This window comes from Pseudomonas sp. 10-1B (genome assembly GCF_000935045.1).
Classification (GTDB): Bacteria; Pseudomonadota; Gammaproteobacteria; order Pseudomonadales; family Pseudomonadaceae; genus Aquipseudomonas.
In genome coordinates this window covers 21,711-33,708 of the sequence record NZ_JYKS01000014.1, presented here as the reverse complement: position 1 = coordinate 33,708, position 11,998 = coordinate 21,711, and the positions used below count along the sequence as shown (strand labels likewise).

Genomic DNA, 11,998 nt, shown 5'->3' with positions numbered 1-11,998 from the left:
ACCACACGCTCCTTTTGCAATCCAAAGAGGAGCCAGCTAGCGACTGTTCACTCTTGCTCAGGGAATGGTATCAGCCTTCTGATGTCGGCAGGCCACCTGAGGTCACGGTATCGACGCGTTTTTCCAGCTGCTGGAGACGCTTGGCCATGTCGTCCAGGTGGCGGATACGCGCGGCGCTCTTGCGCCATTCAGCCAGTGGCTGCATGGCTGTGCCGGAAGAATAGGCACCCGCTTCGGTGATCGAACGGGTCACCATGGTCATCCCGGACACGAAAACGTTATCACAGACATCGATATGACCCACCATGCCGACACCGCCAGCGATGGTGCAATGCTTGCCGATGCGCGTGCTGCCGGAAATCCCGACGCAGGCAGCCATGGCCGTGTGCTCACCGATCTGCACGTTATGGGCGATCTGGATCTGGTTGTCGAGCTTGACCCCGTCAGCGATCCGCGTGTCCGACAGCGCACCCCGGTCGACCGCGGTGTTGACGCCGATTTCCACGTCATCGCCGATGGTCACGCCACCGATCTGGGCGATCTTGCGCCACACGCCCTTCTCGTTGGCAAAGCCGAAGCCTTCGCCGCCGATCACGGCACCCGACTGGATGACCACGCGCTTGCCGATGGTCACGTCATGGTACAGGGTGACCCGCGGGGCCAGCCAACCGCCTTCACCGATCACGCAACGAGCGCCGACCACGCAGTGTGCACCCACGGTGACATTCGCTGCGATGCGCGCGCCGCTTTCGATGACCGCGAACGGCCCGATGCTGGCACTGGCATCCACCTGCGCGTCCTCAGCCACCACGGCGCTGGGATGAATGCCCGCCACAGCCTTGGGTTTGGGGTCGAACAGGTGGGAAATGCGCGCGTAGGCCAGGTACGGATCGGCGACGATCAGTGCATTGCCAGCAAAGCCTTCGGCATCCGCCGCCTTCAGCAGCACCGCGGCCGCCTGGCTGTTATCCAGGAATTTGCGGTACTGCGGGTTGGCGAGGAAGCTCAATTGACCAGGGCCAGCCTCCTGCAAGGTGGCCAGCCCGGTAATCTGCAGCGCCTCGGGCCCCTTGAGGGTAGCCCCGAGGGCCTCGGCCAGCTGGCCTAGCGTCATGGTCACGGTCATATCAACGGGCTTGGTTCATGCGCTCGATGACCTGGCGGGTGATGTCGTACTGAGGTTTGACATCGATGACCGCGCCACGCTCGAGGACCAGGTCGTAACCACCCTTCTTGATCACTTCTTCGACAGCGCCATCCAGCTTCGGCTTGAGCTGCTTGAGCATGTCGCGGTCGGCAACGGCCTTGGCTTCGTTCAGCTCCTTGGACTGGAACTGGAAGTCACGGGCCTTTTGCTTGAACTCGAGCTCCAGGCGCTCACGCTCCTGCTGCTGCATCTTGTCGCCACCCTTGATCAGGCGGTCCTGGATACCCTTGGCGCTGCTTTCCAGGCTCTTGAGCTTGGTCAGTTGCGGGCCGAACTTCTTCTCGGCATCCACTGCGTATCTTTTGGCGGCATCCGATTCGAGCAGGGCCATCTGATAGTTCAGGACGGCAACCTTCATTTCGGCGAAAGCCGGGGTGGCGACCAGCGCCGCGGCCACTACGGCCAGTTGGGTCAACTTACGCACGATGCACTCCTGGATAAACCGTTGTCGTTAAGCAGGGGCCGACCTTAGAAGGTCTGGCCCAGAGAGAATTGGAACACCTGGGTATCGGCGTCGTCCGGCTTCTTGACCGGCATCGCCAGGCTGAAGCTCAGCGGGCCCAGTGCGGTAATCCAGGTCACACCCAGGCCAACGGAGCTGGCCATGTCCGAAAAACCAACCTTCGCGCAATCAGGCTTGCTGCCGCAGTTGGTGTCGAACACGTTACCCACATCCCAGAATACCGAGGTCCGCAGCGAACGCTGGTCCTTGACGAACGGCAGCGGGAACAGCAGCTCGACGCCACCTTGCACCAGCACGTTACCACCGAACGGCAACGGGTCCTGATCCGGGTCGGCAACGGTACCGGCGTTGCCGGTCACACTCGCACCACGGCTAGGCGTACTGCGTGGGCCCAGGCTGCTGTCCTTGAAGCCACGCACGGAGTTGAAGCCACCGGCATAGTAGTTCTCGTAGAACGGCAGGCCCGAAGTACCACCGAATCCATCACCATAGCCCAGCTCGGTGTGCAGGCGCAGGGTGTAGTCGCTGGTGATTGGCTTGAACAGCTGACCACGGTAGTCGAGCTTGTAGAACGACAGGTCGCTGCCCGGGATGGTGGTTTCCAGGGTCAGGCTCTGGGAGTGACCACGGGTTGCCAGCACGCCCTTGTTCAGGGTGGACTCGGACCAGCCGATAGAAGCCTTGAAGTTCAGGAAGTTATCGCCTTCCTTCTCAACGAAATCGAAGATCTCGTCCACGGTGTAGCGGCCAGTCTTGAGTTTGTCCTGCTGCACGCTCAAGCCGTAGGTCAGGCGCGAAGTTTCGCTGATTGGGTAGCCGAGGCTGACACCGGCACCGAGGCTGTCCACCGCATAGCTGGCCACGTCGACGTCAAGGTCATCGTAGTCAGTGCTGCGGTAGAAGGCGTTGTAACCCAGGCTCACGCCGTCGGCAGTGAAGTAGGGGTCGACGAAGCCGAAGTTGTAGCGGGTCTGGTATTCCGAACGGGTCAGGCCGATGGAGACCTTGTTACCGGTACCGAGGAAGTTGCTCTGGCTGATCGAGCCACCGAGGATCAGGCCGGCGCTCTGGGCGAAACCGACGCTGGCGGTGATCGAGCCGGAGGCTTGCTCCTCGACGCTGTAGTTGACGTCGACCTGGTCGTCGGTGCCTGGCACCGCCGGGGTCTCGACGTTGACCTCCTTGAAGAAGCCCAAACGTTCCAGGCGGGTCTTGGACTGGTCGATCAGGTAGGTCGAGGCCCAGCCGCCTTCCATCTGGCGCATCTCGCGACGCAGCACTTCGTCTTCGGTCTTGGTGTTGCCGCGGTAGTTGATACGGTTGACGTAGGCACGCTTGCCCGGGTCGACCACGAACATGATGTCGACCGTGTGGTCCTGGTCGTTCGGCTGCGGCACGCCGTTGACGTTGGCGAAGGTGTAGCCTTCGTTACCCAGGCGGCGGGTGATCAGGTCGGAGGTGGTGGTCATCACCTTGCGCGAAAACACCTGGCCCGGCTGCACCAGCAGCAGCGACTTGACCTGGTCTTCCGGCACCTTCAGGTCACCGGACAGCTTCACGTCGCGGACGGTGTACTTCTCGCCCTCGTTGATGTTGACGGTGATGTAGACGTGCTTCTTGTCCGGGGTGATGGACACCTGGGTAGAGGCGATGTCCATGTTGATGTAGCCGCGGTCCAGGTAGTAGGAACGCAGGCGCTCCAGGTCACCGGAGAGTTTCTCACGGGCGTACTTGTCGTCGTTCTTGAAGAACGACAGCCAGTTGGTGGTCTTCAGCTCGAACAGCTGCGACAGGGTCTCGTCGTCGAACACGTTGTTGCCGACGACGTTGATGTGCTGGATGGCGGCGACGGTGCCTTCGTTGATCTTGATCTTCAAGGCCACACGGTTGCGCGGCTGCGGCACCACTTCGGCGTCGACCTCGGCCGAATAGCGGCCCTGGGCCACGTACTGGCGTTGCAGCTCGTTACGCACGCCTTCGAGGGTGGCACGCTGGAAGATCTCGCCTTCGGCCAGGCCCGACTGTTTCAGGCCCTTCATCAGGTCTTCGGTGCTGATCGCCTTGTTGCCTTCGATCTCGATGCTCGATACCGACGGGCGCTCGACCACGTTGATGATCAGGACATTGCCATCGCGGTTCAGCTGGATGTCCTGGAAGAAGCCGGTCTTGAACAGGGAGCGGGTCGATTCCACCAGGCGGCGGTCATCGGCCTGGTCGCCGACGTTCAGCGGCAGGGCACCGAAGACACTGCCGGCGGAAACCCGCTGCAGGCCATTGACGCGGATATCGGAGATGGTGAAGGACTCGGCGTGAACTTCAGCGATCATCAGTGCGGACATGACCGCAGTTAGCAGCAGACGTTTCATGAAGTCCTTTTATTCCAACTGGCAATAAACAACCCGCCGCGAGAAAACGGCAGGTTCGCAATTGAGCGAAGCTTTTATAGTCGACCCAGATCGTTGATCAGGGCGAGCAACATCACCCCTATGACCAAACTGATACCGATCTGGACCCCCCAACCTTGCACCCGATCCGACAGCGGACGACCGCGCGCCCACTCGACCAGGTAAAACAGCAAATGCCCCCCATCCAGTACCGGGATGGGCAGCAGGTTAAGAACCCCCAGGCTTATGCTCAGGTAGGCCAGGAAATTCAGGAAATCCCCCACGCCGGACTGGGCTGAAGCGCCCGCCACTTTAGCAATGGTTATCGGTCCGCTCAAGTTTTTTACCGAGAGCTCCCCGAACAGCATTTTCTTCAGCGATTCAAGGGTCAGGACACTCATGTTCCAGGTGCGCGACAAGCCCTCGCCCACCGCATCCAGCGGGCCGTAGCTGACTTCACGCAGCATGTTGGCAGGCCATTCGCCACCCTTCACCCCCGCGCCGAGATAGCCGCCGGCAGCCTTGCCCTCGCCCTTGCGGGCCAGGGTGACCGGCAGCTCCAGGGCAGCCCCGTCGCGCTCTACACGCACCACTACCTGGGCTTGTGGACGGGCACGTACGGCATCGACCACCTGCTGCCATTCGGTCACAGCCACGCCATCGAGGGCCAGCAGCTTGTCACCGCTCTTCAGGCCTGCAGCGGCAGCCGGCCCTTTCGGATCGATCTCGGCCAACACCGGCACGATCGCCGGGCGCCAGGGGTGCAGCCCCAGGGACTGAATCGGGTCCGGCTCATCGGCGCCCTTGAGCCAGCTGTCCAGCTTCAACGACAACTGGCGCTCGGCGCTGGCGCCCTCATCCCGCACACCAACCTGCAAGGTGCCGCTTTCGCCCAGGCGACGAACCAGCTGCAGGTTGACCGCTGACCAACCGCTGGTCGGCTTGCCATCGATGGAGACGATTTCCTGACCTGCGGTCAAGCCGGCCGATGCTGCCAGGCTGCCAGCATCGACCGCACCGATCACCGGTCGGATCTGCTGGGTACCGAGCATGGCCAGCACCCAGAAGAACAGTATGGCCAGCAGGAAGTTGGCGACCGGGCCGGCCGCGACGATAGCGATACGCTGGCGCACCGACTTGCGGTTGAACGACTGGCCGGCCAGCGCTGGCGGTACGTCTCCCTCGCGCTCGTCGAGCATCTTGACGTAGCCACCCAGCGGGATCGCCGCGACCACGAACTCGGTACCCTGGCGGTCGTGCCAGCGCAGCAGCGGCGTGCCGAAGCCCACCGAGAAACGCAGCACCTTGACGCCGCAGCGACGTGCCACCCAGAAGTGGCCGAACTCATGGAAAGTGACCAGCACACCCAAGGCCACGAGGGTGCCGATAATCATGTAGAGCGCAGTCATGTCCATCTCCGAATGATGTTCAGCGGGCCGGCGTTCACGCCCAGCCCCTCACGAACCGTGGTGGGCCTGCATCAGCGACCGTGACGCCTCAGCCACTCACGGGAAAGCTCCCGGGCACGCTGGTCGGCGGCGAACACCGCGTCCAGCGACGGCAGCGGCACGATGGGCTCCTGGTCGAGCACCTGTTCGATCATACCCGCGATCTCCGGGAAGCGGATACGCCGCTGGAGAAATGCCTCGACCGCGACCTCGTTGGCCGCATTGAGCACGGCGGGCGCACTGTTGCCGGCCTCGGCAGCCTGCCGCGCCAGGCGCAAGCAGGGGAAGCGCTGTTCGTCGGGCGCCTGGAAATCCAGACGAGCGATGGCGAACAGGTCCAGAGGGGCAACCCCGGAATCGATCCGCTCGGGCCAGGCCAGGGCGTTGGCGATCGGCGTGCGCATGTCGGGGTTGCCCAACTGCGCCAGCACCGAACCGTCCACGTAGTCCACCAGGGAGTGGATCACGCTCTGCGGGTGCACCACCACCTCGACCTTGGCCGGCGCGGCATCGAACAGCCAGCACGCTTCGATGAGCTCGAGGCCCTTGTTCATCATGCTGGCCGAATCCACGGAAATCTTGCGCCCCATGGACCAGTTGGGGTGCGCGCAGGCCTGCTCTGGCGTGACATCGGCAAGCGCTGCCTGTGGCGTTTCGCGGAACGGGCCGCCCGACGCGGTCAGCAGGATGCGCCGCACCCCGACCTGGCTCAGGCCGCGAGCGTAATCACCCGGCAAGCACTGGAAGATCGCGTTGTGCTCGCTGTCGATCGGCAGCAGCACGGCGCCACTGCGCCGCACGGCCTCGATGAACAGCGCGCCGGACATCACCAGCGCCTCCTTGTTGGCCAGCAGCACCTTCTTGCCCGCCTCGACGGCAGCCAAGGTCGGGCGCAGGCCCGCGGCACCGACGATGGCCGCCATCACCGCGTCCACTTCCGGCGCGGCAGCCACCTGGCACAGCCCCGCCTCGCCTTCCAGCACCTGCGTGGAGCTACCGGCAGCCGCCAGGCCGTCGCGCAGGCGCGTGGCCGCTTCGCCGTTGGGCACCACGGCATAGGCCGGGCAGTGGCGCACGCACAGGGTCAGCAGCTCTTCGACACGCGAATAGCCGCTGAGGGCGAACACCGAGTAACGCTCGGGGTGGCGCGCGATCACATCCAGCGTGCTCAGGCCGATGGAGCCGGTGGCACCGAGTACGGTGATACGCTGCGGCGCACTCACATCACACCCCATTCGGCAGCCCACAGCAGCACGGCGAAAATCGGGATCGCCGCGGTCAGGCTGTCGATGCGATCGAGCACGCCACCGTGGCCGGGCAGCAGGTTGCTGCTGTCCTTGATGCCGGAACGGCGCTTGAACATGCTCTCGGTCAGGTCACCGACCACCGAAGACATGACCACCAGCGCCGCGCCCAGCAGGCCCAGCAGAATCTGGCCAATGCCCCAGTCGCGGCTGATACCGACCGCCAGGGTAATCACCAGGCTGACCACCAGGCCGCCATACACGCCTTCCCAGCTTTTGCCCGGGCTGACCTGCGGGGCCAGCTTGCGCTTGCCGAAAGCACGACCAGAGAAGTACGCGCCGATATCGGCGGCCCACACCAGCACCATCACCGACAGGATCAGCCAGTTGCCCAGCGGCCAGTGCTTGAGCAGCACCAGCCCCTGCCAGGCCGGCAGCAGCACCAGCAGGCCGATCAGCAGCCGGCAAGCGGCGCTAGCCCACAGCTCGCCGCTGCGCGGGTAGGTGAGCACCAGCCAGGTGGCCAGCGCCCACCAGATCACCGCAGCGCCCAGCACCCAGGGTGCCAGCTCCGGCAGGAGGTACAGCAGCATCAGCGCTCCGGCGACGACCGCGGCATAGGCGATGCGCTGCGGCTGGGCCATCAGCCCGGCCAGGCGCGCCCACTCCCAGGCGCCAAGGGTCACCACGAAGCCGATGAACAGGGCGAAATCCCCACCATTGAGCAGGAAGAAGCCACCCACCGCGATCGGCAGCAGGATCAGCGCGGTAATGATGCGTTGTTTAAGCATTAAGCACGAGCTCCAGCCTCGACCTGCTCGCTGGTCTTACCGAAGCGGCGCTGGCGCGAAGCGAAATCGGCCAGGGCGTTGCGCATGGCCTCGTGTTTGAAGTCCGGCCAGTACAGGTCGGAGAAGTACAACTCGGCGTAGGCCAGCTGCCACAACAGGAAGTTGCTGATGCGGTGCTCGCCACCGGTGCGGATGCACAGGTCCGGCAGCGGCAGCTCGCCGGTTGCCAGGCAGGTCTGCAGCAGGCCCGGGGTGATGTCTTCCGGGCGCAGATGCCCGGCTTGCACTTCCCGCGCCAGCCGTTGGGCTGCCTGGGCGATATCCCACTGGCCGCCGTAGTTGGCCGCGATCTGCAGGATGAAGCGATTATTGCCGGCGGTCAGCGCCTCGGCCTCGCGCATGGCAGCCTGCAGCTCGGGATGGAACCGCGAACGGTCGCCGATGATGCGCAGGCTGATGTTGTTCTCGTTGAGGCGCCTGGCCTCGCGGCGCAAGGCCGAGAAGAACAGCTCCATCAGCGCACCGACCTCTTCGGCGGGGCGCTGCCAGTTTTCGCTGGAGAAGGCGAACAGGGTCAGCACCTCGACCCCCGACTCGGCACAGACTTCGATGACCGCGCGAACGGCATCGACACCCGCCTTGTGCCCGGCAACGCCGGGCAGCAGGCGTCTTTTTGCCCAGCGGTTGTTGCCATCCATGATGATCGCGACATGACGCGGCACCGAGGACGGCACCGCTGGCTTGGTCTTTTCCATTAAAAAACCCCGGCCTTAGACGGCCATCAGGTCCTTTTCCTTGGCTTTGAAGGCAGCATCGACTTCAGCGACGTACTTGTCGGTCAGCTTCTGGATCTCGTCAGCGGCACGACGTTCTTCGTCTTCGCTGATTTCCTTGTCCTTGGTCAGCTTCTTCAGGTCGGCCAGGGCGTCGCGACGCACGTTGCGCACGGCCACCTTGGCATCCTCGGCAACGCCGCTGGCCTGCTTGGTGTAGCCCTTGCGGGTTTCCTCGGTCAGGGCCGGCATCGGTACACGGATGGTAGTACCGGCGCTGGACGGGTTCAGGCCCAGGTCGGAGGTGAGAATGGCCTTCTCGATGGCTGCGCTGAGGTTCTTGTCGTGAGCGACGATCTTCAGGGTGCGGGCATCTTCGACGGTGATCGCGGCCACCTGGTTCAGCGGCATTTCGCTACCCCAGGCCGGAACCTTGACGCTGTCCAGGATGCTTGGGTGGGCGCGACCGGTACGAATTGCCGCCAGGTTGCGGGCCAGGGCTTCGATGGACTTGCCCATGCGCTCCTGCGCGTCTTTCTTGATGTCGTTGATCATGCTTGGCCTTCCTCGATCAGAGTACCTTCAGCGCCACCCACCACGATGTTCAGCAGGGCGCCAGGCTTGTTCATGTTGAATACCCGCAATGGCATCTTGTGGTCACGGCACAGGCAGATTGCGGTCAGGTCCATCACACCCAGCTTGCGATCCAGGACCTCATCGTAGGTCAGGTGATCGAATTTCTCGGCGTGCGGGTCCTTGAATGGATCGGCAGTGTACACACCATCGACCTTGGTCGCCTTCAGCACCACGTCGGCATCGATTTCGATGCTGCGCAGGCAGGCCGCGGAGTCGGTGGTGAAGAACGGGTTGCCGGTACCGGCGGAGAAAATTACCACATCCCCGGAGTTGAGGTGGCGAATAGCTTTGCGACGATCGTAATGATCGGTGACACCGACCATGGAAATGGCCGACATGACCAGGGCCGGGATGTTCGAGCGCTCCAGTGCATCGCGCATGGCCAGGCCGTTCATCACGGTGGCCAGCATGCCCATGTGGTCACCGGTGACGCGGTCCATGCCAGCGGCACTGAGCGCGGCGCCGCGGAACAGGTTGCCCCCACCGATCACCAGGCCTACCTGGACCCCGATCCCTACCAACTGGCCAACTTCAAGGGCCATGCGATCCAGCACCTTCGGGTCGATCCCGAAGTCTTCCGAGCCCATCAGGGCCTCGCCGCTAAGTTTGAGCAAAATGCGTTTATAGCGAGGTTGGCGACCACTCACCTGCTGAGCCATTGCGAGTCTCTCCTGCGGCGTACTTTTAGAAAATTCGTGCGGGCTGTTTACAGCCTGCTAACTGTAGCGTGGCACCGTTTCGGCGCCAGCGAAGAAGCGGTCGGATAAACCCCTCTCCGTTTTGACAAAGAGGCTGCGCGCGTGAGCGGGCAGCCTCTTCGGGGCGACAGACGGGGCTGTCTTACTGCTTGGCAGCAGCTACCTGAGCGGCAACTTCTTCAGCGAAGTTGTCGACTGGCTTCTCGATGCCTTCGCCGACCTTGAAGTAGGTGAAGGAAACGATTTCAGCACCGGCTTTCTTGGCCAGCTCGCCAACCTTGACTTCCGGGTTCATGACGAAAGCTTGCTCTTTCAGCGAAGCCTCGGCCTTGAACTTGGTGATACGGCCGTTGATCATGTTCTCGACGATGTTTTCCGGCTTGCCGGCGATCTTGTCGGCGTTCAGCTGCAGGAAGACACCCTTCTCGCGCTCGATGGCCTCGGCGGAGATTTCCGACGAATCCAGGAATTCCGGGTTCGAAGCTGCAACGTGCATGGCGATGTTCTTGGCCAGCTCGACGTCGCCGCCTTTCAGGACAACGGCTGCGCCGATCTTGTTGCCGTGCAGGTAGGCACCGACAACGTCACCTTCAACGCGCACCAGGCGACGGATGTTGACGTTCTCGCCGCACTTGGCGACCAGGGCTTCACGAGCCGCTTCACGCGAGGCGATCAGCGGAGCAGCGTCGGTCAGCTTCTGGGCGAAGGCTTCTTCGAGGCTTTCAGCAACGAAGTTCTTGAAGTCGTCTTGCAGGGCCAGGAAGTCGGTCTGCGAGTTCACTTCCAGCAGGACGGCGGATTTACCGTCGGTCTTGACCGCGATAGCGCCTTCAGCAGCGACGTTGCCAGCCTTTTTGGCGGCCTTGATGGCGCCCGAGGCACGCATGTCGTCAATGGCTTTCTCGATGTCGCCGCCGGCCTTTTCCAGGGCCTTCTTGCAATCCATCATGCCTTCGCCGGTACGCTCGCGCAGTTCTTTGACCAGCGCTGCAGTAATTGCTGCCATTTCAAAATCCTCTTGGAAAGTTTTTCAACCATTCCACCCGTTGCTCACGGGCGTTCAATTCTGCAAATCCGCCGCTTTCATTTCAGCGGGCCCATGATGCGGGGCCAATGCTGACAGCAGGATTTCAAGGTGGCAAAAAGGGGGCAGAGCCCCCTTTTTGCGTGCCAAGTCGACGCTAGCGTCTAATTACTCGGCAGCAGGTGCAGCCGCTTCTTCAGCGTAAACTTCGGTGCCGCCGGCAACGTTGTTGCGGCCGCGGATGACTGCGTCAGCCATCGAAGTCATGTACAGCTCGATAGCGCGGATGGCGTCATCGTTACCTGGGATGATGTAGTCAACACCTTCCGGGCTGCTGTTGGTATCGACAACGCCGATAACCGGGATGCCCAGCTTGTTGGCTTCGGTGATCGCGATGCGCTCGTGATCAACGTCGATGACGAACAGAGCGTCAGGCAGACCGCCCATGTCCTTGATACCGCCCAGGCTGCGATCCAGTTTTTCCAGGTCGCGGGAGCGCATCAGGGCTTCTTTCTTGGTCAGCTTGGCGAAAGTGCCGTCTTCGGCCTGGGTTTCCAGGTCGCGCAGACGCTTGATCGAAGCGCGGATGGTCTTGTAGTTGGTCAGCATGCCGCCCAACCAACGGTGGTCAACGTACGGCGAACCGCAACGAGCAGCTTGCTCGGCGACGATCTTGCCGGCGGAACGCTTGGTGCCGACGAACAGGATCTTGTTCTTGCCCTGGGCCAGGCGCTCTACGAACGACAGAGCGTCGTTGAACATCGGCAGGGTTTTTTCCAGGTTGACGATGTGAATCTTGTTACGCGCACCGAAAATGTACTTGCCCATTTTCGGGTTCCAGTAACGGGTCTGGTGGCCGAAGTGCACACCGGCCTTCAGCATATCGCGCATGTTGACTTGGGACATGATAGTTCCTTGATAAGTCGGGTTGGGCCTCCACGTATCCCAATGACCAACCCGCGAATTCTGCAACTCGGGGCACCCAGGTCATCGTGTCGACACGTGTGTGGGTTAAGTGCTGACGGGGTAGTCCCCGAAAGCGGCGCATTTTATACCACAGACCGCGGCCGAACGGAACCCGGATACTGTTGCGTCCGTCAGCGGTTTTTGCAGCACCCCGCCAAACAGGCCAGAATGCCCCTGTAGAAAGCAGCATTCAGGGTAACTGGGGCCGCTGCGCGCCCCATCGCAGGCAAGCCAGCTCCCACAAGGGTAACGCGATTCCTGTGGGAGCTGGCTTGCCTGCGATGGGCTGCACAGCAGCCCCAATTCTCCATCGGTATCCCGACCGATCGGCGCCCTGCTCTGCTAGAATCCGGCCTTTCCCGTT

11 protein-coding genes are annotated in these 11,998 nt (G+C 62.5%); all 11 read right to left on the bottom strand.

Features of this window, described 5'->3' with window-relative positions; all coding sequences use genetic code 11:
* Positions 1 to 70: 70 nt before the first annotated feature.
* A complete protein-coding gene (gene lpxD / locus TZ03_RS09910; protein WP_051097421.1) occupies positions 71 to 1,126 on the bottom strand; it encodes a UDP-3-O-(3-hydroxymyristoyl)glucosamine N-acyltransferase in 1,056 nt (351 codons plus the stop codon).
* A gap of 1 nt (position 1,127) precedes the next feature.
* Positions 1,128 to 1,631 (bottom strand): OmpH family outer membrane protein, encoded by a 504-nt coding sequence (locus TZ03_RS09905; protein ID WP_051097420.1) that lies wholly within the window; start codon positions 1,629 to 1,631, stop codon positions 1,128 to 1,130.
* A gap of 44 nt (positions 1,632 to 1,675) precedes the next feature.
* Positions 1,676 to 4,036 carry an outer membrane protein assembly factor BamA gene (gene bamA, locus TZ03_RS09900; RefSeq protein ID WP_051097419.1) on the bottom strand — a complete coding sequence of 787 codons (2,361 nt, stop codon included), beginning with the start codon at positions 4,034 to 4,036 and terminating at the stop codon, positions 1,676 to 1,678.
* Positions 4,037 to 4,110: 74 nt separating this feature from the next.
* The gene (gene rseP, locus TZ03_RS09895) at positions 4,111 to 5,463 is read right to left on the bottom strand and encodes an RIP metalloprotease RseP (protein ID WP_051097473.1); all 1,353 of its coding nucleotides are present in this window, start codon (positions 5,461 to 5,463) and stop codon (positions 4,111 to 4,113) included.
* A gap of 71 nt (positions 5,464 to 5,534) precedes the next feature.
* On the bottom strand, positions 5,535 to 6,725 hold the full coding sequence (gene ispC / locus TZ03_RS09890) for a 1-deoxy-D-xylulose-5-phosphate reductoisomerase (protein ID WP_051097417.1): 1,191 nt from the start codon (positions 6,723 to 6,725) through the stop codon (positions 5,535 to 5,537).
* The gene (locus TZ03_RS09885) at positions 6,722 to 7,537 is read right to left on the bottom strand and encodes a phosphatidate cytidylyltransferase (RefSeq protein WP_051097415.1); all 816 of its coding nucleotides are present in this window, start codon (positions 7,535 to 7,537) and stop codon (positions 6,722 to 6,724) included. Before TZ03_RS09885 ends, ispC begins: the two co-directional genes overlap by 4 nt.
* A complete protein-coding gene (gene uppS, locus TZ03_RS09880; protein WP_051097414.1) occupies positions 7,537 to 8,292 on the bottom strand; it encodes a polyprenyl diphosphate synthase in 756 nt (251 codons plus the stop codon). Before uppS ends, TZ03_RS09885 begins: the two co-directional genes overlap by 1 nt.
* A 15-nt stretch (positions 8,293 to 8,307) precedes the next feature.
* The gene (frr, locus tag TZ03_RS09875) at positions 8,308 to 8,865 is read right to left on the bottom strand and encodes a ribosome recycling factor (RefSeq protein WP_051097412.1); all 558 of its coding nucleotides are present in this window, start codon (positions 8,863 to 8,865) and stop codon (positions 8,308 to 8,310) included.
* A complete protein-coding gene (gene pyrH / locus TZ03_RS09870; protein WP_051097408.1) occupies positions 8,862 to 9,605 on the bottom strand; it encodes a UMP kinase in 744 nt (247 codons plus the stop codon). The genes frr and pyrH overlap by 4 nt, the downstream gene beginning before the upstream one ends.
* A gap of 181 nt (positions 9,606 to 9,786) precedes the next feature.
* The gene (tsf, locus tag TZ03_RS09865) at positions 9,787 to 10,650 is read right to left on the bottom strand and encodes a translation elongation factor Ts (protein WP_051097406.1); all 864 of its coding nucleotides are present in this window, start codon (positions 10,648 to 10,650) and stop codon (positions 9,787 to 9,789) included.
* Positions 10,651 to 10,836: 186 nt separating this feature from the next.
* Positions 10,837 to 11,574, bottom strand: a complete 738-nt coding sequence (gene rpsB, locus TZ03_RS09860) for a 30S ribosomal protein S2 (RefSeq protein WP_003252287.1) — start codon at positions 11,572 to 11,574, stop codon at positions 10,837 to 10,839.
* Between the last annotated feature and the right edge of the window lie 424 nt (positions 11,575 to 11,998).

Excerpts from the sequence above, each read along its gene's own strand:
- lpxD (WP_051097421.1), bottom strand. The coding sequence starts at position 1,126 with ATGACCGTGACCATGACGCTAGGCCAGCTGGCCGAGGCCCTCGGGGCT.
- bamA (WP_051097419.1), bottom strand. The coding sequence starts at position 4,036 with ATGAAACGTCTGCTGCTAACTGCGGTCATGTCCGCACTGATGATCGCT.
- rseP (WP_051097473.1), bottom strand. The coding sequence starts at position 5,463 with ATGACTGCGCTCTACATGATTATCGGCACCCTCGTGGCCTTGGGTGTG.
- TZ03_RS09885 (WP_051097415.1), bottom strand. The coding sequence starts at position 7,537 with ATGCTTAAACAACGCATCATTACCGCGCTGATCCTGCTGCCGATCGCG.
- uppS (WP_051097414.1), bottom strand. The coding sequence starts at position 8,292 with ATGGAAAAGACCAAGCCAGCGGTGCCGTCCTCGGTGCCGCGTCATGTC.
- frr (WP_051097412.1), bottom strand. The coding sequence starts at position 8,865 with ATGATCAACGACATCAAGAAAGACGCGCAGGAGCGCATGGGCAAGTCC.
- pyrH (WP_051097408.1), bottom strand. The coding sequence starts at position 9,605 with ATGGCTCAGCAGGTGAGTGGTCGCCAACCTCGCTATAAACGCATTTTG.
- tsf (WP_051097406.1), bottom strand. The coding sequence starts at position 10,650 with ATGGCAGCAATTACTGCAGCGCTGGTCAAAGAACTGCGCGAGCGTACC.
- rpsB (WP_003252287.1), bottom strand. The coding sequence starts at position 11,574 with ATGTCCCAAGTCAACATGCGCGATATGCTGAAGGCCGGTGTGCACTTC.